Source organism: Micromonospora sp. NPDC051925, from assembly GCF_044548625.1.
In the GTDB taxonomy this organism is placed as follows: domain Bacteria; phylum Actinomycetota; class Actinomycetes; order Mycobacteriales; family Micromonosporaceae; genus Micromonospora.
The window spans coordinates 49,308-72,561 of sequence record NZ_JBIUCH010000004.1 but is presented as its reverse complement, the minus strand read 5'-3'; the positions used below and the strand labels follow the sequence as shown (position 1 = coordinate 72,561).

The window sequence follows — 23,254 nt, the reverse complement described above, 5'->3', positions numbered from 1 at the left end:
CGGGTGGACGGCGCGGCGGACGGTGAACGGCTGGCGGCATCGCTCACCGAGCGGCTGACCCGGCTCGAGTTCGTCGACCTGGGTACCGACGAGGTGACCGCGCGGATCATCGACACCGTGCTGGCCTGGGCTGCCGAGCAGGGCTGGCGCTCCTATCGCCGGGCGGCGAGCGTCCTGCCGCTGCCCCCGCCGATGACGGACCGCCGGTCGGTGCTGGATGTGGCGTGTGCCCGGCGCGACGGGCCGCCCGTGGTCGTCGAGGTCGACCACACCGACCGACGGCGGACCTGGGAGAAGCTGACGGCGGAGGCCGCAGCCGGCCGGGTCGCGCTCTGGGTGCGCTGGGGGCCGGGGCGGTTTGTCGCGCCGCCGCCGCCGATCCACCTGGTCACCTGCGAGGTGGCCCGGCACACCGGGCCGGTGGGGGCGGGCCGTCGGCACAGCCGCACCCCGGAACCCGACCGGCCGGCGCCCGCCCACTCCGCCCGGGTCGGCGACCCGGTCGTGGAGCCGTTGCCGCTGCCGTCGGCCGGTCCCGGCACGCGCTGACCCCGGACGCGGCTACTCGAAGCGGCTCGGGTCGCCGGCACCGTAGCGGACGATCTCCGGCTCGTCCTGCGAGAAGTCGACCACGGTGGTGGGCAGGGTGCCGCACTCGCCGGAGTCGATCACCGCGTCGATCGCGTGGTCGAGCCGTTCCTTGATCTCCCAGCCCTGGGTCATCGGTTCGGTCTCGCCGGGCAGCAGCAGGGTGCTCGACACCAGCGGCTCACCCAGCGCCGCCAGCAGCGCCTGCGCCACCGGGTGGTCGGGGATGCGTACCCCGACGGTCTTCTTCTTCGGATGCAGCAGCCGGCGCGGCACCTCCTTCGTCGCCGGCAGGATGAAGGTGTAGCTGCCGGGAGTGGCCGCCTTCAGCGACCGGAACACCGCGTTGTTGATGTGCACGAACTGGCCGAGCTGCGCGAAGTCCCGGCACACCAGGGTGAAGTGGTGCCGGCTGTCCAGCTGCCGGATCTCCCGGATCCGGTCGAGGCCGTCCCGGTTGCCCAGTTGGCAGCCGAGCGCGAAGCACGAGTCCGTCGGGTAGGCGATCAGGCCGTCGGCGCGCAGCAGGTCGACCACCCGGGCGATCGTCCGGGGCTGCGGGTTCTCCGGGTGTACGTCGAGGTAGGTCGCCATGGCGGCGAGCCTAGTGGGGGACCGTCCGGCGATTGCCGGCGAGCCCGGGGCACCCCGCGCGCCCAGCTCGACATGTCACACCCGTCGTCCCGGCGTCGCCCGCAGCCTCGGGCGGCCCGGGGCCGGTCCGATGCCGGTGGCCGAGGTGAGCCGCCGCCGGGTGTCGGTGGTGACCGTTACCGTGAGAGCGTGGCGACGGCGGCCGAGGAGATCCAGGTGGGGGAGCGGCTGGTCCGCATCTCCAGCCCCGACAAGCCCTACTTTCCCGAGCGCGGGCTGACCAAGCGGGACGTGGTCGGCTACTTCCTGGCCGTCGGCGACGGCATCCTGCGCGCCCTGCGGGACCGGCCGACGATGCTGGAGCGCTGGCCGCGCGGGGTGTTCGAGGGGGCGAAGATCGGCACCCGGCAGGACAACCGGGGTGACGCCTTCTACCAGAAGCGGCTGCCGGCCGGCGCCCCCGACTGGGTACGGACGGCGCATCTCACCTTCCCCAGCGGTCGTACCGCCGACGAGGTCGCGCCGAGCGAGTTGGCGGTGGTGATCTGGGCGGCCAACCTGGGCACCCTGCGGTTCCATCCCTGGCCGGTGACGGCGGCCGACGTCGAGCGCCCCGACCAGCTCCGGATCGACCTGGACCCGATGCCGGGCGTCGGTTTCGACCAGGTGGTGCCGGTGGCGCACGAGGTCCGGGCCTTCCTCGCCGAGCTGGGCCTGGTCGGCTACCCCAAGACCACCGGCGGGCGTGGCCTGCACGTCTACCTGTCGATCGAGCCGAGGTGGAGCTTCGGCGACTGCCGGCGGGCCGTGCTCGCACTCGGCCGTGAGATGCAGCGCCGCCGACCCGACCTGGTCACCACCACCTGGTGGCGGGACCAGCGGGACCGGCCGGTCTTCGTCGACTACAACCAGATGGCCCGGGACCACACCATGACCTCGGCGTACTCGATCCGGCCGACTCCGGCGGCGCTGGTCTCCGCGCCACTGGCGTGGGCCGAGCTCGACGATGCGCGGCCCGAGGACTTCGACGTGGTGAGCATGCCGGCCCGGTTCGCCGAACGCGGCGATCCGCACGCCGGCCTGGACGAGCGCCGGTTCTCGCTGGTGCCGCTGCTCGACCTCGCCGACCGCGACGGCCTGGAGGCACCACCGGAACGCTGACCGCGCCACCCTCGGCACGGTGCGCTGCTCACCCGTGCGCACACCGGCTCGCCGACGCCGCGCCGGGCCGGACGCAGGCCCAGCCCCGTGTCCGGCCGGGCTACGCCCACGGGCTGCGGGTGCCGTCGAATTCCTCGAAGACCAGCCAGGTTCGGGTGGACAGCACCCCGGCGATGCGTTGCACCCGGTCCAGCACCACGTCCCGCAGGGTGGCGTTGTCCGGTGCCCGGACCAGCGCCAGCACGTCGTGCTCGCCGCTGAGCAGCGCGACGTGTTCGACGTAGTGCACCCGGGCCAGCTCGGCCGAGACCTCCCGCCAGCTGTTCTGCTGGATGGTCAGCGCGATGTACGCCGAGGTGCCCAGTCCGGCCGGTTCCGGTGCCACCCGGGCCCGGAACCCGGTGATTACCCCGTCGCGCAGCAGCCGCTCCACCCGGGCGTACGCGTTGGTGCGCGAGACGTGCACCCGCTCGGCGAGGGTACGGATGGACAGCCGGCCGTCGCGGGTCAGCTCGTCGAGGACCCGTCGGTCCACCTCGTCCAGGGCGGCGGCGGCCGAACGTCCCGTTCCGCCCGGTGGGCCCGGTGGCGGGGTGGTCTCCTGGTTCACAAGATACTCCTCAGTAGGCCAATCGTCCCGCGTTCCATCGGGATGTTGAGTCAATCATCCATCGGCAGGAGCATAGGGCCACCACACGTCCAGGAGGTCCCCGCCGTGACGACCACACCCCAGGCGGTCCGCAGGGCATCCCCGCGTACCCGTCGACCGGCCACCCCGGTCGGTCCCGAGCCGACTGCCGGCCTGCTCCCGCAGGTCGAGCCGGTCCGGCTGCTGAACCCCGACGGCACCCCGCTGCCGGCCCGCGCCGACCTGCCCGAGCCGCCGATCGAGGCGCTGCGCGAGATGTACCGCCGGATGGTCGTCGGCCGCCGGTTCGACGCGCAGGCCACCGCCCTGACCAAGCAGGGCCGGCTCGCCGTCTACCCGTCCTCGCGCGGCCAGGAGGCGTGCCAGGTCGGCGCGGTGCTCGCGCTGCGCGACGACGACTGGGTCTTCCCCACTTACCGCGAGTCGATGGCGCTGATCGCCCGGGGCATCGACCCGGTCGAGGCGCTCACCCTGCTGCGCGGCGACTGGCACTGCGGGTACGACCCGACGGTGGTGCACACCGCCCCGCAGTGCACCCCGCTGGCGACCCAGTGCGTGCATGCCGCCGGGCTGGCCTACGGCGAGTCCTACCAGGGGCGGGACACCGTCGCGCTGGCCTTCGTCGGCGACGGCGCCACCAGCGAGGGTGACTTCCACGAGGGGCTCAACTTCGCCGCCGTGTTCAAGGCCCCCGTCGTCTTCTTCGTGCAGAACAACAAGTACGCGATCAGCGTGCCGCTGTCCCGGCAGACCGCCGCGCCGAGCCTGGCCTACAAGGGCGTCGGCTACGGGGTGCCCAGCGAACAGGTCGACGGCAACGATCCGATGGCCGTCCTCGCGGTGCTCACCCGCGCCGTCGCGCACGCCCGTGCCGGCCACGGGCCGTACCTGGTCGAGGCGCACACCTACCGGATGGAGGCGCACACCAACGCCGACGACGCCAGCCGCTACCGCGACCCCGAGGAGGTCGAGGCGTGGCGGGACCGGGATCCGGTCGCCCGGCTGGAGGCGTACCTGCGCCACCGGGGCGAGTTGGACGACGCGGCGGTCGCGACGATCGCCGCCCAGGCCGAGGCGTACGCCGGCGACCTGCGCACGCGGATGAACGGCCAGCCCGTGGTCGACCCGCTCAGCCTGTTCGACCACGTCTACGCCGAGCCGACCCCGCAGCTGGTCGAGCAGCGCGAACAGGTGCGCGCCGAGCTGGCCGCCGACCGGGCGAGCGAGGGGGACGCCTGATGGCCACCATGACCATGGCGAAGGCGCTCAACGCCGCGCTCGCCGACGCGATGCTCGACGACGAGCGGGTGCTCGTCTTCGGTGAGGACGTCGGGCAGCTCGGCGGGGTCTTCCGGATCACCGACGGGTTGCAGGCCCGGTTCGGCGACAAGCGTTGCTTCGACACCCCGCTCGCCGAGGCCGGCATCGTCGGCTTCGCCGTCGGCCTGGCCATGTCCGGGCTGCGACCGGTGGTCGAGATGCAGTTCGACGCGTTCGCGTACCCGGCGTTCGAGCAGATCGCCTCGCACGTGGCCAAGCTGCGCAACCGCACCCGGGGCGCGCTGAGCGTGCCGATGGTCATCCGGGTGCCGTACGCCGGCGGCATCGGTGGCGTCGAGCACCACTGTGACTCGTCCGAGGCGTACTACGCGCACACCCCCGGGCTGAAGGTGGTCACCCCGGCCACCGTCGCGGACGCGTACTCGCTGCTGCGGGAGGCGATCGCCGACCCCGACCCGGTGGTGTTCCTGGAGCCGAAGAAGCTCTACTTCGCCAGCGCCGAGGCCGAGCTGCCCGGCCGTACCGCGCCGATCGGCCGGGCCGTCGTCCGCCGGCCCGGCACCGACGCCACCCTGGTCGCGTACGGCCCGGCGGTGCCGGTGGCGCTGGAGGCCGCCGAGGCCGCCCGCGAGGAGGGCTGGGATCTGGAGGTCGTCGACGTCCGGACCATCGTGCCGTTCGACGACGCCACGATCACCGCCTCGGTACGCCGCACCGGCCGGTGCGTGGTGATCACCGAGGCGCAGGGCTTCGCCGGAGTCGGCGCGGAGATCGCCGCCCGGGTCCAGGAACGCTGCTTCCACGCCCTGCACGCCCCGGTGCTGCGGGTCTCCGGAATGGACATCCCCTACCCGCCGCCGATGCTGGAACACACCCACCTGCCCGGGGTGGACCGGGTGCTCGACACCGTGGCCCGCCTCCAGTGGGACGACCGGCCAGATCCGCGCTGGCTCGCCCAGGGGAGCGCGGCGTGAGCGCCCGTACCGTCCCGACCGGCCCGGACGCCGGCCCCACCGGCGCGCAGGTCTTCCTCCTGCCCGACCTGGGCGAGGGGCTGGGCGAGGCCGAGATCGTGCAGTGGCGGGTCGCCGTCGGCGACGTGGTCACCGTGGACCAGAGCGTGGTGGAGGTGGAGACCGCCAAGGCAGTGGTGGACGTGCCCTGCCCGTACGCCGGGCGGGTGGTCACCCTGCACGGCGCGGTCGGTGAGGTCCGCCCGGTCGGCCAACCGTTGATCACCATCGCGCCGCTGGACGGCGGTGACGAGCCCGCCGGCCACGCCACCTACCGCGAAGAGGAACGGGCCGGCTCCGGCAACGTGCTGATCGGGTACGGCACCGGGCACGGCGGCACCGCCCGACGCCGCCGCCGGCCCCGGCCGGCCGCAGCCCCGGAACCCGTCGTCGAAGCTGCCCCCGCCGGGGCGTCCGCCCTGGTCATCTCGCCGATCGTGCGCCGGTTGGCCAGGGAACACGGTGTGGATCTGGGTGCGCTGCGCGGCACCGGCCCCGGCGGCGTGATCCGTCGCGGCGACGTGGAGGCGGCGATGGACACCCCGCCGGACCGGCTCGCCGTCGTTCCGGACCGGTCGGTCCCTGCCCCGCACGTCGCGCCCGCCCCGACCGGTGGGCAGGACGTCGTCATCCCGCTGACCGGCATCCGTAAGGTGATCGCCGACAAGCTCTCCCGCAGTCGCCGGGAGATCCCCGAGGTGACCATCTGGGTCGACGCGGACGCCACCGCGCTGCTGGCGACCCGGGCGGCGATCAACGCGGCCACCCCGGACGCCCCGGTCAGTGTGCTGGCCCTGCTGGCCCGGATCTGCCTCAGCGGCCTGCGGAGGTTCCCGCAGCTCAACGCGCACGTCGACACCGAGGGGCAGCGGATCGTCCAGTCGAGCGGGGTGCACCTGGGCATCGCCGCGCAGACCGACCGGGGCCTGCTGGTCCCGGTGCTGCGCGACGCCCAGCGGCTCACCACCCGGGAGTTGGCCGCCGCGCTGGCGGAGACCACCGCCGCCGCCCGCGCCGGTACCCTGCCGCCGGCCCGGCTCACGGGTGGCACCTTCACCCTCAACAACTACGGCGTGTTCGGGGTGGACGGTTCCACCCCGATCATCAACCACCCGGAGGCCGCGCTGCTCGGCGTGGGGCGGATCGTGGACAAGCCGTGGGTGGTCGAGGGGCAGTTGGCCGTCCGCAAGGTGACCCAGCTCAGCCTCACCTTCGACCACCGGGTCTGCGACGGCGGGGTGGCGGGGGGTTTCCTGCGGCACGTCGCCGACTGCGTCGAACAGCCGGCGCTGCTGGTGGCGAACGTCTGAGCGGTACGCCCGGAGCCGGTCACCCCTGGGTGGGGTGACCGGCTCCGTCGGCCCGTCGGGCGTTCGTCCGCTTCGTCCGGACCGCCGGTCGGCCGGTGGGGTTTTCGGGTCGACGGGCCGGGAACCCGCCGTCGGTCGCGGACACGCCGCGCCGGTCGTGGACGCACCGCGTCGGTCGCGGACCTGCCGCGTCGGTCGTGGACGCACCGCCGAGAGGAGTCACCCGTGCCGTACCAGGGTCTGCCCGTCGCCGTGCGGGACCGCCGGCCGCCCGTGGCCGGTGCCCCGCTGTGGTGCAACGCCCACGACTACGGGTTGACCGGAGACGGGGTGACGAACGACCAGCCGGCGCTGGCCGCTCTGGTGGACCGGCTCGGCGACGGCTACACGGCCGACGGGCGGGCCCGGGTCATCTACTGCCCACCGGGCATCTACTCCATCCGGGACGCCGGCACGGTGTGGCGTAGCGGGGTGTCGCTGATCGGCGCCGGTCCGGCCGCCACCCGGTTCCTGCTCAGCAACGAGGGCAACCGGACCGACCCGACGCCGCTGGCGTTCTGGACGGTGCTCCAGCACGGCGCGGACCGGGACCGGCACATCGCCGACTGCACCTTCGCCGACTTCGAGATCGACGGCTCCGGGGTGGCCCTGGCCGAGTACAACTACCTGGCCAAGGGCCTCGGGTTGCAGTACGTGGTGCGCGGGGTGTTCCGCAACCTCTACATCCACCACACCGGAGCGAGCGGGCTGGGCTGCGATTTCCTCCAGGACACCCTGGTCGACGGGGTGGTGGTGGTCGGCTGCGGCCGGCTGGACAACGGCGAGGAGATGGGCGGCGCGGGCATCGGCATCGGCATCGGCGGGTGGGGCGACATGGAGCGGCTCACCATCGCCAACTGCACCGCCCTGGCCAACGGCACCAACGGCATCTTCCTCGAACTGCAGAAGGACTACTGGACGCCGCCGCGCGGCTACCGGATCATCGGCTGCCACAGCCAGGCCAACCGGTTCGGCATCTCCGACTGGGGCGCCGACGGGTTGATCGTCACCGGCTGCACGATGACCGGCAACCTGGAGGCCGGCTACGACGTCTCGGGCAACGGCACCGCCGGGGTCGCCGGCCGGGGTGGCCTGCTCACCGACTGCGTCATCGACGGCAACGTGCGTGACGGGATCAGCATGGGCAACACCCCGGGGCCGTACACGGTGCGGGGCAACCGGATCAGCAGCAACGGCGGGTACGGCTACCACGAGCACGACCTGGGCCGTGGCTACCCGCATCCGGCGCAGGACGTGGTCGTCGAGAGCAACGAGTTCTGGGGCAACGGCCTGGACGCGATCCGGGTGGACCGCCCGATGACCGACGCGATGCTGATCGACAACCGCATCCGCAACAACGGTCGGCAGTGCGCCGACGCGTCCAGCGGTGGTGGTGAGTCGGTCCGCTACAGCGAACGGTCCCTGGTCGACCGGTCGGCGAACTGGGCGCAGGACAGCCACCGGGGCAAGGTGCTGCGGGTCGGCCGGCGGGTCGCGGTGGTGGCCGCGAACAGCGCCACCGAGCTGACCCTCGCCCCGGTACGCCCCGACGCGTACACCGGGTGGAGCGGGGACACCCCCCTGCCGGGCACCCCGTACGAGCTGCCCGCCGGGCCGCCGACCCGGGCCGGGATCGCGATCAACGCGGCGTTCGACTCGGCGACGGTCCGGGGCAACCGGATCTGGGACAACCACGACGAACACACCCAGACCCACGGGCTCTGGATCACCGCGCGGGGCAGCTGTGTCGGCTGCCGGGTCGAGGACAACGACCTGGCCGGCAATTCGGTGGCGGCCATCCGGCTGGACACCCCGCCGGTCGGTGGGCGTTGGGCTCGCAACCACGGCGACCAGGACTGGGACTGACCGGTCGTCGGCGGCCCGGGGCGACCCGGCGCCGGCGATCCCGGACATCGGCGCCTCTCGGCCCCGTCCGGCATCGCTCGGGCCCATACGCCCGGCGCTGCCCGCCCGGTTCCCCGAAAAGCACGACCTGGCCCGAGAAACGCCGTACAGAATGTGGCCAAGGGGACTGGAAATGGGGGACGGAATATGGACGTGAGGCGGCGATTGACGCTACTGGCGGTAACCATCGCAGCCGCACCGTTGGTCCTCGGCGGATGTACCGCCGAGCGGAAGCCGACGGCCGGGGCGGCATCCGGTGGGGCGGCGGACCCCACGGTGTCGGTGACCCCCGCCGATCGGGCGAAGGACGTGCCGGTCAGCGCGGAGGTCGGCACCACCGTGAAGAACGGCCGGGTGACCAGCGTCAAACTCACCGACGACAAGGGTAGGGCGGTGGCCGGCGAGGCCCGCGACGACGGGTCGAGCTGGGTGCCGGCGGCCCCGCTGGGCAGCGGCCGGACCTACACCGCAGAGGTGACCGCGACCGGCGACTCGGGTCGTACGACCGTCGGGCGCACGACGTTCACCACGGCGGCGAATACGAACCGGCAGACGCTGACCAGCGTGCTCTATTTCGCCGGGAACCAGACGTACGGCACCGCGATGCCGGTGACTGTCGCGTTCGAACCGGCAATTCCCAAAGAGGCCAGAGCGGCCGTGCAGCGACGATTGTTCGTGCAGACCGATCCGCCCCAGCCGGGCACCTGGTCGTGGCTGGAGGACGGCAGCCAGGTCTACTACCGGGCCCCCGACTTCTGGCGTACCGGGACGAGGATCAGCGTCCGGTCGGCGCTGGAGGGGCTGCCGATCGGCAAGGAGTACGTCGGCGACGCCGACCGGCGGTCCACCTCGAAGATCGGTCGGCAGGTCGCCCTGGACATCGACAACGGCACCAAGCAGATGTCGGTCTTCCAGGACGGCAAGCTGATCCGCAAGATCCCGGTCAGCCTGGGCAAGCCGAGCACGCCGAGCTCCAGCGGCAAGATGGTGATCATGGAGAAGCACCAGCAGACCCGCTTCGACACCCGGGGTGAGCCCGACGGCGGCTACGTGGTCGACGTCGAGGACGCCCAGCGGCTCACCTGGGGCGGCGAGTTCATCCACGCCGCGCCCTGGTCGGAGGGGGACCAGGGCTACACCAACGTCTCGCACGGCTGCGCCAACGTCTCGTCCACCGCCGCCGACTGGCTGATGGGCGTCACCCAGGTCGGCGACCTGGTCACCGTGACAGGCACCGAGGTGCCGCTGCGGCCGGGCAACGGTTGGACGGCCTGGAACACCAGTTGGGCCGAGTTCGCCAGGGGCAGCGCGCTGCCCGTACCGCCGGGCCTGAAGCCGGCGCCCACCACCAGCCCGCCGCACCCGGGGGCGGTCGCCGGGGGCACGTCGCCCGCGCCGTCGGCCAGCGGCGGCTGACCGCCGGCCGGGGAGGAACGACCGGGGTACGACCGGGCCGTCGTCGCGGCGGCCCGGTCGTACCCGGCACACCGTGGCGGTTGCCCGCGGGACACCGCGCGGGAGTCCCGCGCAGCAGACCCGGGGGCGGCCGGGTGGCGTCGGCCTCCACCCTGAGACCCGCTCCACCCTGAGGAGGAGTGCGGGTCCACTCCGGGGCGACCCTGGGACTACCCGGAAACCCGCCTCGGGCAGGGCGGAAACGTCGGGGGTGGGGGCTAGATTCGGGGCATGACGCAGGGACAGGACCGGTTCCACGTGCGGCTCCGGGTGGCCGACGACGTGGTCGAGGTACGAGCGGTGGGCGAGATCGACATCGCCACCGTCGGCGCGTTCCGGGCCGCCCTCTGGGCCGCGCCGGCCCGTCCGTTGCTCCGGCTGGACCTCTCCGGCGTCCAGGTGCTCTCCGCTGCCGGGGTGCGGGCGCTGGTCGCCGCCCACCTGAGGGTGCGGGCCCGGGGCGGTGAGCTGGTCGTGGTCGACCCCGATCCGGTGGTCACCCGGGTGCTGCGGGCCACCGGTCTGCACCGGATCATCCCGGTCCGGCACGGCGACGCCGCGGTCGAGGTCACGCCCCGCCGTCTGGCGGCCTGCGCCTGACGGGTCACCGCCCGTGCCGGTGGGGCCGCCGGACGGTGCCGGCGACCCCACCGGCGGTCAGCGGACGCCGAGCAGGTCGACGACGAAGACCAGGGTCTCGTTCGGCTTGATGACGCCGCCGGCGCCCCGGCTGCCGTAGCCCAGGTGCGGCGGGATGGTGAGCCGGCGACGGCCGCCGACCTTCATGCCCACCACGCCCTGGTCCCAGCCGGCGATGACCTGGCCGCCGCCGAGCGGGAACTCGAAGGCCTCGCCCCGGTTCCAGGAGGCGTCGAACTCGCGGCCGGTGGAGTGGGACACCCCGACGTAGTGCACGTTGGCCAGCTGGCCCGGACGGGCCTCGGGGCCCTCCCCGACGGTGATGTCCTCGATGACGAGGTCCGCCGGCGCCGCGCCCTCGATCGGGCCGATCTCCGGCTTGCCTGCCTGGGGTGCGTTCATCTGCTGGTCTCCTCCGTCGTCGCACGATCGTCCGGTCGGTCTCGATCCTGCCCGATCGCGACGCACCGATTCCCGGCGGTCCCGATCCGCGCCCCCCGCGCCCACCGGCGGCCACCGTACGGGGCGGCCCTGGGGATCAGGTACGACCGTCGGGGCGGACGGGGGATGGACGCACGGTAGGGGCGCCACCTCGACGGTGGCGCCCCTACCGGCCTGTCGGCTACCTGAGCCAGCCGAACCGGCGCACCAGCGGGAGCTTGGCCCAGACCCGGCCGAGGCCGAGCGTGTTCCCCGCACCGACCAGGGCGAGGCCGGCCAGCACCGCGGCGTAGATCAGGTGGTCGTCCAGGAAGAGGTTGTTCTCGGGGGGCAGGACGGCGGTCCACATCATGACCATGAGCAGGCCACCGGCGACTGCGGCGACGCGCATCCCGATGCCGAGCAGCAGGGCCACGCCGATCCCGGCCAGGCCGAGCATGAACAGCCAGTCGGCCCAGGCCGCGCCGGCGATGTCGTGGTAGAGCCCCTCGAACGGGCCGGCCGCGCCGAAGGCGAGGAAACCCTTGGTCGGGCTGCCACCGTTGATCCAGGCGTTCTTCGTCGCGGTCTCGTGACCGAGGCCGAAGAGCTTGTCCAGGAACGCCCAGAGGAAGATCCAGCCAAGGGCGATCCGGGTTCCGGCCCAGACGTACCGGGCGGCACGCTGGCGGGTGGTCTCGGTTCCGGCCACCGGTGCGATGCTCCTGGCGGTGGTGTTCCGCTCGATCGTCGCGGTCATGGTCTCCACGTCCCTTCTCTGCCTGGCACCGCACTTCCCGGTGGCAGCTCTATTCGACGCCCGTCGGGGCTGATCCGGCAGGGCCGACCGGTCCGTGCCGGAGCGGGACCTAAGTCCCCTGGCCGGGCCGTCCGGACGGGACCTTCGACCCGGGAGGCGTCGGTCCACCCGCCTCTGCCCGGCCCGTCGGGCCGGCCCTAGCGTCGGCCGTGAGAGCCGTCGAGGAGGTCGTGATGAGGACGTGGCAGGTGGACGACGTGATGACCCGGGAGGTCGCCACGGTGGGGGAGGAGACCCCCTACCGGGCGATCGTCGACGTGCTGATCCGGCGTGGCATCAGCGCGGTGCCGGTGGTGGACGGGTTCCGTCGGGTGCTGGGGGTGGTCTCGGAGGCGGACCTGCTGCACAAGGTGGAGCACTCCGGGGCGCAGGAGGAACGCCGGGTCTTCGAACGGCGGCGGCGTCGGGCGTCCCGGGAGAAGGCCGAGGCGTTGCTGGCGAAGGAGTTGATGACCGCGCCGGCCGTCACCACGCACCCGGGGGCGTCGTTGCCGGCGGCGGCCCGGTTGATGGACCGGGAGTCGGTCAAGCGGCTGCCCGTCCTCGACGACCTCGGCCGGCTGGTCGGCATCGTCACCCGCAGCGACCTGCTGAGGGTGCACCTGCGCAGTGACGCGGAGATCCGGGAGGACGTGGTGCAGGAGGTGCTGCGGCGGGTGCTGGCCGTCCGGGACGGGCTGGTCACCGTCCAGGTCCGCGACGGCGCGGTGGCGCTGGACGGCCGGCTGGACCGGCGGACCGCCGCCGAGCTGGCGGTGCGGCTCGCCGGGCAGATCAGCGGGGTGGTCCAGGTGACCAGCACCATCGGGTACGACTTGGACGACGCGGGCCTGGTGGAGCGGACGCCGGGCGGGGTCACCCCGGTGGCCTGAGCCGCACCTCGTCGGGCCCCCTCCCCGCGGGGAAGGGGCCCGACGGTGCTCAGCCGGGCAGCGCGGTTCCGCCGGGCACCCGGGACGCCGGGGTCGGCACCGGGACGGCCACCACCGGCCAGGACGCCCTGCCGACGCATTCCCCGCCGATCCGCAGCGGGCAGGGCGTTCGGTGCCGCGCCCGACGGCGAGTCACGGCGACGGGGCCGAGAGCTGGGCGGTGAGCAGGGCGGGAGCCTCGGCCAGGGAGGGGCCGTACCAGGTGAGGTGGCGGCCGGAGACCAGCGCGCAGGCAGTGCCGGGGAAGGCGTCCGGCCCGTCCTCGGCGGTGAACGTGTAGGGCTCGTCGGGGAGCACCACGAGGTCGGGCCGGCGGGCCCGCAACGCGTCGAGGTCGGGGCGCGGATAGCGCTCGGGGTCGTCGTCGTACAGGTTGACCACGCCGAGCCGGCGCAACACGTCCCCGGCGAAGGTGTCCCCGCCGAGCACCACCCACGGACGACGCCACACCGGCACCACGGCCCGGCGGACACCGGCCGGGACGGCGGGCGCGGCCCAGGCCCGGCGGGCGTCGGTCAGCCAGCGTGGCTCCCCGGTCACCCCCAGCGCGGTGAGGAGCCCGGCCAGTTCGTCCAGGGCCTGCGGCACGGTTCGCGGGTAGGTGACCAGCACCGGCACCCCGGCTGCGGTGAGCGCGTCCGCGTCGGCACGCCGGTTCTCCTCGACGTTGAGCAGCACCAGGTCCGGCCGGAGGGCACGCACCCGGTCCAGGTCGGGGTACTTGCTGCCGCCGACCCTGGCCACGTCCAGCCCCGCCGGGTGGACGCACCAGTCGGTCGCGCCGACCAGCATCTCCGGCACGGTCGCCGCCACCGCCTCGGTCAGCGACGGCACCAACGAGACCACCCGCACCCCGCTGCCTCCCGTCCTCAGTGGTGGGCGGCGCTCGCGACGGCCTCCCGGGCCACCGTGGCCACCGGAACGCCCTCCCGGGCCGCCCACTCGAGGGCGTGCCGGACCTCGGCCACCGGCATCGGCCGCCGGGCGGTCACGGTGACCGCCGCGTGCACCGCGAAGGACACGAACGGGTACGACCGGGCCAGCCCGGCCACCGAGGCGTGCACCTGGCCGGCCACCGCCAGCGCCTCCTCCCGGGTCAACGCCGGCAGGACCAGCAGGTACTCGTCGGAGGTGAGGCGGACCGCCCGGTCGACCGGGCGCAGTGGCGCGGTCAGCGCGGCGATCACGGCCTGTGCCTCCCGGGCGGCGCTGCGCCGCCCGAAGCGTTCGGGGGCGCCGGCCGGCTCACTGACCCGTACCCCGATCAGGGCCACCGGCAGGGTGCCGGAGGCGGTCACCCCGTCCATCCCCGTCCATCGGCGTAGCGTCGGCTCGTCCACCAGCCCCGGCGGGCCCTCCGCCGGCTCGTCGACCCGCCCCGGGGCGGTCCGGTGGGCCCGTTCGACCCGTTCGGCCATCAGCCGCAACGCCGCCTCGGCCCGGCGCTCACCGGGGGTCGCCGGCAGGTCCCGGACCCGGCGCAGCACCTGATCGATCGCGGTCAGCGCCACCGGCGGGAGCCGGTCGCCGAGCTGCGCGCGCAGCCGGATCACCTCGTGCAGAGCCTCGTCGCGGCGGAACCCCCAGCGGCCGGAGAAGAGCCGGCCCTCCTCCAGCGTGCCGGCCGCCACCACCTCCCGCCGGTCCCGGGCCACCAGACTCGCCCCGAACCGGGGGGTCAGCGCCACCACGCTCCACTCCCGGGCCAACTCCTCGGATTCGTCAAGCGCCACCGGGTACGCCCCGGGGGACAGTTCCGGTGGCGCCTCCCCGGCCAACCCGACCACGGTGACCGCCGCGCTCGCGGCGATCCGGGTGTAGCGGGCCCGCTCCCGCAGGAAGTAGGGCATCCGCTGGAACAGCGCGATCACCACCAGTGGGCCGTCCTCGGCGGTGGCCAGCGCCGACCGTTCGATGGCGTGGGAGACCGTGACGAGACTCCGCTTGGTCAACAGTTCCGGGGCCGGTCCGTCGTGTAGCACCCCGTGAGCGTAGAGAAGCCGGTCGGGGCGCGCGCCGGCCGCCCGGCGCCGTCTCCACCGGCGACACCGGCGCGGCGGGAACCGTGGCCGACGTCCTAGACTCGGCCGGTCACCTTCCCCTGCCACGGACGGACCGGCCCGACGATGACGCGTACCGCCACCGACGACGGTGCCCGGCTGCGGCCGGTCCCGGCCGGTGCGGCGCCGCTGTTCCTGCGGGCCGGCCAGGCGGTGTACGGCGGACGCCGGCTCGGTGACCTGGTGTCGCGGCGGCCGGCCGGGGTCACCGGGCACCAGTGGAGTTCGGCCCTGCGGGAGGAGTTCGACCACGTCGTCTGCGCGGTCGACACCGGTGTCCCGGTGTTCGCCCTGACCGTCGGCCCCACCGCGCCGGCCGGCTCGGCCGGGCAGCGGGCCGAGCGGATGGGGGCGGCGGTGTGCGCCGCCGTCGGCCTGCCGGTGCTGCGGATCGGCTCACCGACGCTGCGGGCCGCCGGACACGGCCGACGGATCATCACGTACGTCATCGACGCACGCGCCTACGCGGCCGGTGCGGCCTCGGACGATCCGGACGACGCGCCGGTCGGGTACCGCGACATCGTCGGCCGGCTGCCGGACGGGCGCACCGGGCCGGTCAACGACCTCGGCGCGCTGTCCCGGGCGGCTGCCGTCGAGGCGTACGTGTCACGGCGGCTCAGCGACCCGATCGTGCGGGGGCTGCACGTGCGCTGGCGCGGCGAGGTGGCCGAGGGGTGGAGCTGGGTCGAGGTGCGGCCCGGCCGGTGTCTGGTGGAACGGGTCACCGTTGTCGAGGCACGGCTGCACTGCGGGGTGGACGCCGCCCGGCTGGCCGAGGATCTCGCGGCCGTGGCGGTGGGCGACCGGCTGGCCGCCCCGGACGTCGACGAGTCGACCCTGATCGACCGGGACGAGTTGCGCCGGCAGATCCGCGCGCTGCGGGACCGGCGGGACGAGTTGACCACGCCGTTCGCGTTCGATCACCTCTGCGTGGACTGATCCACCCGGAACGACCCGCCGTCATTTTCCGGCGACGGTTGGTGACATCCCGGTCCGGCCGGAAAACGGTCCCGGAATCCTCGATCCGCTTTGAACCTTCGTCCGTGCCGGCCCGTACCTAAGCGGGAATGGACAGGATCTTCCCAGCCGCGCCACCCGACGCGGCGGACGGTGCGGAAAGGCATCGTCGGCCATCGACGTGCGACCGGAACGTCGCAGTGACCCCGGCAGGGCGACCCACCCGAAAGTCCGTCTCCTCGTCGGGGACATGAGTCAGGTACCGGATCGAGAAGGAGAGCAATTCGATGCGCAGGTCCACAGGGGCACGCCGGTCATCCGGTAACGCGCGGAGCAAGCGGCTGCTGGCGGCGGTCGGTGCGCTCGTCGTCTTCGGCGGTATCGCCGCCGTCACCCAGATCTCATCGGCCGGGGACAAGCCGAGGCAGACCCGCAACGTCTCGTCGGCCTGCGTCGCGCCGAGCCCCGGTGCCACCTCGCCGAGCGGGCGCGGCAGCACCACCCAGACGTGGCAGAACGGTCGCTGGGTCCGCAACCACTGGGGTGACGGCCAGATGTCCGTCGCCGAGTGCCAGGCCGTCAAGGCCGGCAACGCGCCGGTGACCACGCTCGCCTCGACGGTGGCCTGCCCGGAGGTGACCCCCAAGCTGCCCCAGATCCCGGCTCAGGCCAAGGCCGAGGTGGACAAGGAGCTTGCCCTGCTGACGACCCAGATCGCCGACGCCAACAAGCGGCTGGCCGCCGAGGGGCGCAACGGGCAGGAGTTCATCAACAACGCCATCCTCGGCCCGCTGGCCGACAAGCGGCGGTCCGCCCTGAACCGGATCGCCACCGCGATCGGCCGGTTCGCCCAGCGCCCGCAGGGCCTGGAGCAGCTCGCCGGCTGCACGGTGGCCGCCAACAACGGTGGCCAGAACGGCGGCAACAACGGTGGCCAGAACGGCAACAACGGTGGCCAGAACAACAACGGTGGCCAGAACGGCAACAACGGTGGTCAGAACGGTGGCAACAACAACGGCGGCCAGAACGGCAACAACGGCAACGCCCTGGGCGTGCTCGCGAAGGACTGCGCCAACAGCAGGTTGCAGCCGCACGATGGCTTCCAGAACGGCAACCGCTGCGTGAGCACCGCGTTCGGCGAGGTCGGTGCGGCGGCCAACAACCCGTCGCTGCTGATCACGCAGTTCCCGAACCGGGTGCAGCGCAACCAGGCGTTCAGCCTGAAGGTCTCCACCCGCAACCTGGTCCGTGACCGGTTCCTGGCGGCCGGTCAGGGTGGCTACTACCTGGAGAGCTCGGTGCTCAACGGTCAGGGCCTCACCCGTGGTCACTTCCACACCGCCTGCCGGATGCTCCAGAACACCAACCAGGCCCCGTCGAACCCGCAGGACGTTCCGGCGTTCTTCGTGGCCACTGAGGACGGCAAGGGCGGCAACCAGGCTGACGACGTGACCATCCAGGTCCCGGGCCTGCCGCAGTCGGGTACGGCGCAGTGCGCGGTCTGGGCCGGTGACGGCTCGCACCGGGTGCCGATGATGGAGCGGGCCAACCAGACCCCCGCCTTCGACGTGGTACGCATCCAGGTCAACTGACCCGACACGCACGACGACTGCGGGCCGCCCGGGGAATCCCCGAGGCGGCCCGCAGTTCTTCGTGGCTCGGGGAGCGGACCCGAGGACGGGCCCAGGTCCCCGGCCGCCTCACCGGTCCCCACGGCGGCGACCCGCCCCGGCCCCCTGGTCGCGCCGGCCTTGCCGGCCCCGACGATGCGGCGGCCCCACCGGCCCACCGGCGCATCAGCCCCACCGGGCCCGACGGCGCGGCCCATGGTTCCCGGGGCGGCCGGCCCTATCGGCCCCGATCGTGCCGGCCGGCAATGGTTTTCGCTGCCCGGCCGCCGGATGGAAATCGTGGACAACGCGAAGAACGCCGGGGTCCTCGCTGATATCTCAGCGTGACCCCGGCGTATCCGATCGTGACTCGACCCGCCGGTCAGCGGTTCTTCCACGCCTCCACGACCGAGACCGGGATGCGACCGCGCTCGGAAATCTCGTGGCCGTTCTTGGTCGCCCATTCCCGGATGGCGCGGTTCTGCTCGCGATCCATTCCCGAGACGCCGGCCCGAGCGGGGCGGCGAGCCGGGCGACCGGCCTCGATCGCACCCCGCCCCATTCGGCGGCCAGCGGTGATGTAGGCGTCGAGCGTCTTGCGCAGCACCCCCGCGTTCTCGTCGGAGAGGTCGATGGTGTACGCCGCCCCGTCCAGGCTGAACTCGACGGTCCGATCGGCCTTTCCGCCGTCGAGGTCGTCGGTAAGAACTGTGATTACTTTCCTTGCCATCGCCATTACTCCCTGTGTTGAGCGGGGTGTGCTAAGAGTTTGACGTATCTGACGGCAAATCCGCAACAATATGCCTCTCTTACATTTGGTGGGTCGCGTCAATCCTGGGATATCCGGGTCCGGCCAATGCTGGCCGGCGGCCGCGCCGCCCCCGAGATGTGTCCTGGGTCACATCCCGGAACACGGGGAGCGGTTGGTGACTTGAGTGAGACACGCTCAACTCAACGCGATGGCAGGTGTCCGATGGCAACCCTTCCGGTACTTCCCCTGACCGACGTCGTCCTGCTGCCCGGCATGGTCATTCCGGTGACCCTCGACCCGACCACCCAGGCCGCGGTCGACGCGGCCCGAGCCAGCGGTGACAAGACCCTGCTCGCCGTGCCGCGCATCGACGGCGAGTACGGCCCCGTCGGCACGATCGCCACCATCGAGAAGGTGGGCCGGCTCCCCGACGGCGAGCCCGCCGCCGTGGTACGCGGTCTGGCCCGCGCCCGGATCGGCTCCGGCGTCCCCGGCCCCGGCGCCGCCCTCTGGGTGGAGGCCACCCGACTGGACGAACCCGCTCCCGCCGGTCGCGCCCGGGAGTTGGCCCGTGAGTACCGCGCCCTGATGACCTCGGTCCTTCAGCAGCGTGGCGCCTGGCAGGTCATCGACGCGATGGAACGGATGACCGACCTGTCCGAACTGGCCGATGCGGCGGGTTACGCACCCTGGCTCACCCTGCCGCAGAAGACCGAACTGCTCGTCGCGCCGGACGTCACCGCCCGGTTGGAACTGCTCGTTGGATGGGTCCGTGAGCACCTGGCCGAGCAGGAGGTCACCGAGCAGATCAACAGCGACGTCCGCGAGGGGCTGGAGAAGTCCCAGCGGGAGTTCCTGCTCCGCCAGCAGCTTGCCGCGATCCGGAAGGAACTGGGCGAGGACGAGCCGGACGGCTCTGCCGACTACCGCGCCCGGGTCGAGGCCGCCGACCTGCCGGAGAAGGTCCGCGAGGCGGCGCTGCGCGAGGTCGGCAAGCTGGAGCGGGCCAGTGACGCCTCCCCGGAGGCGGGCTGGATCCGCACCTGGCTGGATACGGTGCTGGAGATGCCGTGGAGCACCCGTACCGAGGACAACACCGACCTGGCGACGGCCCGCGCGGTGCTCGACGCCGACCACGCCGGCCTGGCCGACGTGAAGGACCGTATCCTGGAGTACCTCGCGGTGCGTAACCGCCGTGCCGAGCGCAACCTCGGCGTGGTCGGCGGGCGCGGCTCCGGCGCGGTGCTCGCCCTCGCCGGCCCGCCCGGTGTCGGCAAGACCAGCCTCGGCGAGTCGGTGGCCCGCGCATTGGGCCGCAACTTCGTCCGGGTCTCCCTCGGCGGCGTCCGCGACGAGGCCGAGATCCGCGGCCACCGGCGCACCTACGTCGGCGCGTTGCCCGGCCGGATCGTCCGCGCCCTGCGCGAGGCCGGCTCGATGAACCCGGTGGTGCTCCTTGACGAGGTCGACAAGCTGGCCGCCGGGTACGCCGGCGACCCGGCCGCCGCCCTGCTGGAGGTGCTCGACCCGGCGCAGAACCACACCTTCCGGGACCACTACCTGGAGGTCGACCTCGACCTGTCCGACGTGCTCTTCCTGGCCACCGCCAACGTGGTGGAGAGCATCCCCGGCCCGCTGCTGGACCGGATGGAACTGGTAACTCTGGACGGCTACACCGAGGACGAGAAGGTGGCCATCGGCCGCGACCACCTGCTGCCCCGGCAGCTCCAGCGGGCCGGGCTGACCGCCGAGGAGGCCACCGTGGCCGACGAGGCCCTCGCCTCGATCGCGGGGGAGTATACCCGGGAGGCCGGTGTCCGGCAGCTCGAACGGGCCCTGGCGAAGATCCTGCGCAAGGTCGCCGTCACGCTGGCCACCGACCCGGCCCCGGTCCGGGTCGACACCGGCAACCTGGCCCGCTATCTGGGCCGGCCGAAGTTCACCCCGGAATCGGCCGAGCGGACGGCGGTGCCCGGCGTGGCCACTGGCCTGGCGGTCACCGGCGCGGGTGGTGACGTGCTCTTCATCGAGGCCACCAGCATGGAGGGTGAACCCGGGCTGACCCTGACCGGGCAGCTCGGCGACGTGATGAAGGAGTCCGCGCACATCGCGTGGTCGTACCTGCGCTCCAACGGGCGTCGGTACGGCATCGACCCGAACGTCCTGGCCGGACGCCGGATCCACCTGCACGTCCCGGCGGGGGCGGTGCCCAAGGACGGCCCGAGCGCCGGCATCACCATGGTCACCGCGCTGGCCTCCCTGGTGACCGGCCGGCCGGTGCGGCCCGAGTTCGGGATGACCGGTGAGGTGACGCTCTCCGGTCGGGTGCTGCCCATCGGCGGGGTCAAGCAGAAGCTGCTCGCCGCGCACCGGGCCGGCCTGACCGAGGTGATCATCCCGGCCCGCAACGAGCCGGACCTCGACGACCTGCCCGCCGAGGTACGCCAGGCGCTGATCGTGCACACCCTGGCCGACGTCGCCGACGTGCTCGCCCTGGCGTTGCGCCCGGCCGAGATCGACGCGGAGACGCTCGGCGGTCGGCCGGTCGGCGCCGCCTGACCGTCCCGCCGTGCCGGTCCTGTTTCGGCGGCCCTCGACGTCCCACCGGGCGTCGGGGGCCGATCGGCGGCGAAGCCTGACCCTTCCCGCACCAGCCTGACCCTTCCCACACCACTGATCAGCCACCGTACGGTGGCACCCCTTGGAGGCGACCACCCGTGAACGTGTTCCTGTGGATCCTGCAGATCCTGCTCGCCGCGCTCTTCTCCGGCGCGGGACTGACCAAGCTGACCCAACCCAAGGAGAAGCTGCGCGACCGGATGGGATGGGTCGAGAACGTCCCGCCCACCCAGGTCAAGGCGCTCGGCGCGGTCGAGGTGCTGGCCGCGATCGGGCTCGTCCTGCCCGGCCTCACCGGCATCGCCACGGTGCTCACCCCGCTGGCCGCCGTCGGCCTGGTGATCGTGATGGTCGGCGCGATCGTGGTGCACGTCCGGGCCAAGGAGCACCCCGGCACCGCGATCACCGTGGTGCTGTTGATCCTGGCGGCGATCGTCGCCTGGGGCCGCTTCGGGCCGTACCCACTCTGAGGAACGCGACCGGCCCGCGCCCCGGCTCGGGGGTGCGGGCCGATATCGCGTGGTGGGTCAGTGCCCCTCGCCGCCGCGGTCGCGCCGTACGGTCGCCTTGCGTCCCTTGATGGTGCTGTTGCGCAAGCCCGCGATCACCTCGTCGGCGACGCCCTGCGGCACCTCCACCAGGGAGAACCGGTCGGCGATCTCGATCGAGCCGATGTCCCGGCCGCTCACCTTGGTCTCCCCGGTGATCGCACCGACCAGGTCCTGCGGACGTACCCCGGCGCGTCGCCCCAGGCCGATGAAGACCTGCGCGGTACCGCCCGTGCGCGGCCGGCTGCCACCACCGCCGCGCCGTTCCCCGCCCCGGCCGTCGAACCCGGGTCGGGACTCCCGGGGCGCGCGGACCGCCACCTGCGGGATCTCCTCCTCGTCGTCGGAGCCGGGCAGGGCCGCCTCGTGGGCCAGCTTGACGGCCGCCAGCGCCACCTCCATCAGGTCGAACTCGTCCGACAGCGACTCGACGATCACCCGGAACGGGTCCAGGTCGTCCTCGAGCAGGCTCTCCCGCAGTGCCGCCTGGGTCAGCGCCATCCGTCGGGTCCGGAGGTCCGCCACCGTGGGGATCTTGTCGATGTCGATCCGCTGCCCGGTGACCCGTTCGATGGTCTTGAGCATCCGGTGCTCGCGGGGCTCGGCGAGGGTGATCGCCACCCCCTCCCGGCCCGCCCGACCCACCCGGCCGATCCGGTGCACGTACGACTCCGGGGCCGACGGCACGTCGTAGTTGACCACGTGGGTGAGCTGCTCGACGTCCAGCCCTCGGGCCGCCACGTCCGTGGCCACCAGCAGGTCGGCGGTGCCGGCGCGCAGCCGCCCCATCACCCGGTCGCGCTGCTCCTGGCTCATCCCGCCGTGCAGCGCCTCGGCCCGGTAACCGCGCCCGTTCATGGTCTCGGTGAGCCGGTCCACCTCCTCCCGGCTGCGGCAGAAGACGATCGCCGCCGTCGGGGACTCCACGTCCAGCACCCGACCCAGCACCGCCGGCTTGTGCGCCCGGGTGACGATGTACGCGCTCTGCCGTACCCGGGGCGCCTCGCCGGCCACCGGCTGCTCCCGCCCGATCTGGATGCGCTCCGGGTCGGTCAGGTGCTTGCGGGCCAACCCGTCGATCCGGGCCGGCATGGTGGCGGAGAACAGCACCGTCTGCCGCTGTGCGGGCGCGTGTTCCAGGATCGCCTCGATGTCCTCGGCGAAGCCCATGTCGAGCATCTCGTCGGCCTCGTCCAGCACCACGGTGGCCAGCGAGCCCAGCCGCAGGGTGCCCCGGGCGATGTGGTCCAGCGCCCGGCCCGGGGTCGCCACCACCACGTCCACGCCCAGGTCCAGGGCGCGGAGCTGGCGGCCGATCGGCTGGCCGCCGTAGATCGGCAGCACCCGGGCGCCGAGGTCCTTGCCGTACCTGTGGAACGCCTCGGAGACCTGCACGGCCAGTTCCCGGGTGGGCACCAGCACCAACGACACCGGGTCGCCGCTGCTGCGGTCGTCCGGCATCCGCTGCAACAGGGGCAGGGCGAACGCGGCGGTCTTGCCCGTACCGGTGGCCGCCTGCCCCAGCAGGTCCCGCCCCGCCAGCAGCAGCGGGATCGCCTCCCGCTGGATCGGGGTCGGCTCCTCGTAGCCGAGCGCGGCGAGTGCGCCCAGCAGTTCGGCGCGTAGGCCGAGATCCACGAAGGCGGGCACCCCGTCGGAGTCGCCGGGAGCGGAGAGGTCGGTCGGTGTGGGTGCGGAACTCATGGGCAGAGTTTTCCATCACCCCCGTCGGGCCGCTCCGCCGACCGGCACAACCGTGCCGACCGGCACAGCCCGCCCCTCCGCCCCGCCCGCCCGGAGCCGGGTGACCGACCGGCAGCCGCCGGGCCGGCCCGTCCACCGGCCACGTCCGCGCCGGCCGGCCTGTCGGGCGTGCGTACGGTCGAACTGGCCCTGGCACGTA

Annotated in this window: 21 protein-coding genes; 13 read left to right on the top strand and 8 right to left on the bottom strand. The window is 73.3% G+C overall.

The window, feature by feature from the left end; translation table 11 throughout:
* Positions 1-3: 3 nt before the first annotated feature.
* Entirely contained in the window at positions 4-549 is a 546-nt protein-coding gene (locus tag ACIG87_RS06755) for a hypothetical protein (protein WP_396848848.1), read from the top strand.
* A 12-nt stretch (positions 550-561) separates the two neighbouring features.
* Here the strand turns inward: ACIG87_RS06755 and ACIG87_RS06750 are convergent, their stop codons facing one another.
* Entirely contained in the window at positions 562-1,182 is a 621-nt protein-coding gene (locus tag ACIG87_RS06750; RefSeq protein ID WP_396848846.1) for an L-threonylcarbamoyladenylate synthase, read from the bottom strand.
* Between the two features lie 189 nt (positions 1,183-1,371).
* Between ACIG87_RS06750 and ACIG87_RS06745 the strand changes: the two genes are divergently transcribed.
* The gene (locus tag ACIG87_RS06745; RefSeq protein ID WP_396848844.1) at positions 1,372-2,343 is read left to right on the top strand and encodes a DNA polymerase domain-containing protein; all 972 of its coding nucleotides are present in this window, start codon (positions 1,372-1,374) and stop codon (positions 2,341-2,343) included.
* A gap of 100 nt (positions 2,344-2,443) precedes the next feature.
* Here the strand turns inward: ACIG87_RS06745 and ACIG87_RS06740 are convergent, their stop codons facing one another.
* Positions 2,444-2,953, bottom strand: coding sequence for an Lrp/AsnC family transcriptional regulator (locus tag ACIG87_RS06740; protein WP_396848843.1), 510 nt, complete (start codon positions 2,951-2,953; stop codon positions 2,444-2,446).
* 72 nt (positions 2,954-3,025) lie between these two features.
* Between ACIG87_RS06740 and pdhA the strand changes: the two genes are divergently transcribed.
* The 6 genes from pdhA to ACIG87_RS06710 all read left to right on the top strand — a co-directional run bounded on the left by pdhA (position 3,026) and on the right by ACIG87_RS06710 (position 10,595).
* Positions 3,026-4,231 carry a pyruvate dehydrogenase (acetyl-transferring) E1 component subunit alpha gene (pdhA, locus tag ACIG87_RS06735; protein WP_396849233.1) on the top strand — a complete coding sequence of 402 codons (1,206 nt, stop codon included), beginning with the start codon at positions 3,026-3,028 and terminating at the stop codon, positions 4,229-4,231.
* Positions 4,231-5,247: an alpha-ketoacid dehydrogenase subunit beta gene (locus ACIG87_RS06730; protein WP_396848841.1), complete on the top strand. Its 1,017-nt coding sequence runs from the start codon at positions 4,231-4,233 to the stop codon at positions 5,245-5,247. The genes pdhA and ACIG87_RS06730 overlap by 1 nt, the downstream gene beginning before the upstream one ends.
* Positions 5,244-6,596 carry a dihydrolipoamide acetyltransferase family protein gene (locus tag ACIG87_RS06725; protein ID WP_396848840.1) on the top strand — a complete coding sequence of 451 codons (1,353 nt, stop codon included), beginning with the start codon at positions 5,244-5,246 and terminating at the stop codon, positions 6,594-6,596. Before ACIG87_RS06730 ends, ACIG87_RS06725 begins: the two co-directional genes overlap by 4 nt.
* Positions 6,597-6,821: 225 nt before the next feature.
* A complete protein-coding gene (locus ACIG87_RS06720) occupies positions 6,822-8,501 on the top strand; it encodes a right-handed parallel beta-helix repeat-containing protein (protein WP_396848839.1) in 1,680 nt (559 codons plus the stop codon).
* A 186-nt stretch (positions 8,502-8,687) separates the two neighbouring features.
* On the top strand, positions 8,688-9,956 hold the full coding sequence (locus ACIG87_RS06715; protein ID WP_396848837.1) for an Ig-like domain-containing protein: 1,269 nt from the start codon (positions 8,688-8,690) through the stop codon (positions 9,954-9,956).
* A gap of 270 nt (positions 9,957-10,226) precedes the next feature.
* Positions 10,227-10,595, top strand: a complete 369-nt coding sequence (locus ACIG87_RS06710; protein ID WP_396848836.1) for an STAS domain-containing protein — start codon at positions 10,227-10,229, stop codon at positions 10,593-10,595.
* A 57-nt stretch (positions 10,596-10,652) separates the two neighbouring features.
* On the opposite strand, the gene ACIG87_RS06705 is transcribed toward ACIG87_RS06710, so the two are convergent.
* Together ACIG87_RS06705 and ACIG87_RS06700 are read right to left on the bottom strand one after the other, a co-directional pair.
* Positions 10,653-11,036 carry an FKBP-type peptidyl-prolyl cis-trans isomerase gene (locus ACIG87_RS06705; protein ID WP_396848834.1) on the bottom strand — a complete coding sequence of 128 codons (384 nt, stop codon included), beginning with the start codon at positions 11,034-11,036 and terminating at the stop codon, positions 10,653-10,655.
* A gap of 220 nt (positions 11,037-11,256) precedes the next feature.
* Positions 11,257-11,823, bottom strand: a complete 567-nt coding sequence (locus ACIG87_RS06700; protein WP_396848833.1) for a hypothetical protein — start codon at positions 11,821-11,823, stop codon at positions 11,257-11,259.
* 224 nt (positions 11,824-12,047) lie between these two features.
* On the opposite strand from ACIG87_RS06700, the gene ACIG87_RS06695 reads away from it, so the two are divergent.
* Positions 12,048-12,746, top strand: coding sequence for a CBS domain-containing protein (locus tag ACIG87_RS06695; RefSeq protein WP_396848831.1), 699 nt, complete (start codon positions 12,048-12,050; stop codon positions 12,744-12,746).
* A gap of 192 nt (positions 12,747-12,938) precedes the next feature.
* Here ACIG87_RS06695 and ACIG87_RS06690 read toward each other — a convergent pair whose 3' ends face one another.
* A complete protein-coding gene (locus tag ACIG87_RS06690; RefSeq protein ID WP_396848829.1) occupies positions 12,939-13,658 on the bottom strand; it encodes a helical backbone metal receptor in 720 nt (239 codons plus the stop codon).
* Between the two features lie 17 nt (positions 13,659-13,675).
* Positions 13,676-14,788, bottom strand: coding sequence for a DICT sensory domain-containing protein (locus ACIG87_RS06685; RefSeq protein ID WP_396848828.1), 1,113 nt, complete (start codon positions 14,786-14,788; stop codon positions 13,676-13,678).
* Between the two features lie 144 nt (positions 14,789-14,932).
* On the opposite strand from ACIG87_RS06685, the gene ACIG87_RS06680 reads away from it, so the two are divergent.
* Together ACIG87_RS06680 and ACIG87_RS06675 are read left to right on the top strand one after the other, a co-directional pair.
* Entirely contained in the window at positions 14,933-15,805 is an 873-nt protein-coding gene (locus tag ACIG87_RS06680) for a hypothetical protein (RefSeq protein WP_396848826.1), read from the top strand.
* A 305-nt stretch (positions 15,806-16,110) separates the two neighbouring features.
* Complete coding sequence (locus tag ACIG87_RS06675) at positions 16,111-17,415, top strand: hypothetical protein (RefSeq protein WP_396848825.1); 1,305 nt, start codon at positions 16,111-16,113, stop codon at positions 17,413-17,415.
* A gap of 400 nt (positions 17,416-17,815) precedes the next feature.
* On the opposite strand, the gene ACIG87_RS06670 is transcribed toward ACIG87_RS06675, so the two are convergent.
* Positions 17,816-18,163, bottom strand: a complete 348-nt coding sequence (locus ACIG87_RS06670; protein ID WP_396848824.1) for an Lsr2 family protein — start codon at positions 18,161-18,163, stop codon at positions 17,816-17,818.
* A gap of 243 nt (positions 18,164-18,406) precedes the next feature.
* Between ACIG87_RS06670 and lon the strand changes: the two genes are divergently transcribed.
* Together lon and ACIG87_RS06660 are read left to right on the top strand one after the other, a co-directional pair.
* Positions 18,407-20,743 (top strand): endopeptidase La, encoded by a 2,337-nt coding sequence (lon, locus tag ACIG87_RS06665; RefSeq protein ID WP_396848823.1) that lies wholly within the window; start codon positions 18,407-18,409, stop codon positions 20,741-20,743.
* Positions 20,744-20,901: 158 nt separating this feature from the next.
* Positions 20,902-21,273 carry a DoxX family protein gene (locus ACIG87_RS06660; RefSeq protein ID WP_396848821.1) on the top strand — a complete coding sequence of 124 codons (372 nt, stop codon included), beginning with the start codon at positions 20,902-20,904 and terminating at the stop codon, positions 21,271-21,273.
* Positions 21,274-21,330: 57 nt separating this feature from the next.
* Here ACIG87_RS06660 and ACIG87_RS06655 read toward each other — a convergent pair whose 3' ends face one another.
* A complete protein-coding gene (locus ACIG87_RS06655) occupies positions 21,331-23,055 on the bottom strand; it encodes a DEAD/DEAH box helicase (protein ID WP_396848819.1) in 1,725 nt (574 codons plus the stop codon).
* Positions 23,056-23,254: the final 199 nt, after the last annotated feature.

What these genes read in the sequence shown, in the direction of transcription:
- ACIG87_RS06670 (WP_396848824.1), bottom strand. Translation starts at nt 18,163, where the DNA reads ATGGCAAGGAAAGTAATCACAGTTCTTACCGACGACCTCGACGGCGGA.
- ACIG87_RS06750 (WP_396848846.1), bottom strand. Translation starts at nt 1,182, where the DNA reads ATGGCGACCTACCTCGACGTACACCCGGAGAACCCGCAGCCCCGGACG.
- ACIG87_RS06655 (WP_396848819.1), bottom strand. Translation starts at nt 23,055, where the DNA reads ATGAGTTCCGCACCCACACCGACCGACCTCTCCGCTCCCGGCGACTCC.
- ACIG87_RS06675 (WP_396848825.1), top strand. Translation starts at nt 16,111, where the DNA reads ATGCGCAGGTCCACAGGGGCACGCCGGTCATCCGGTAACGCGCGGAGC.
- ACIG87_RS06695 (WP_396848831.1), top strand. Translation starts at nt 12,048, where the DNA reads ATGAGGACGTGGCAGGTGGACGACGTGATGACCCGGGAGGTCGCCACG.
- ACIG87_RS06730 (WP_396848841.1), top strand. Translation starts at nt 4,231, where the DNA reads ATGGCCACCATGACCATGGCGAAGGCGCTCAACGCCGCGCTCGCCGAC.
- lon (WP_396848823.1), top strand. Translation starts at nt 18,407, where the DNA reads ATGGCAACCCTTCCGGTACTTCCCCTGACCGACGTCGTCCTGCTGCCC.
- ACIG87_RS06715 (WP_396848837.1), top strand. Translation starts at nt 8,688, where the DNA reads ATGGACGTGAGGCGGCGATTGACGCTACTGGCGGTAACCATCGCAGCC.
- ACIG87_RS06705 (WP_396848834.1), bottom strand. Translation starts at nt 11,036, where the DNA reads ATGAACGCACCCCAGGCAGGCAAGCCGGAGATCGGCCCGATCGAGGGC.
- ACIG87_RS06680 (WP_396848826.1), top strand. Translation starts at nt 14,933, where the DNA reads ATGACGCGTACCGCCACCGACGACGGTGCCCGGCTGCGGCCGGTCCCG.
- ACIG87_RS06710 (WP_396848836.1), top strand. Translation starts at nt 10,227, where the DNA reads ATGACGCAGGGACAGGACCGGTTCCACGTGCGGCTCCGGGTGGCCGAC.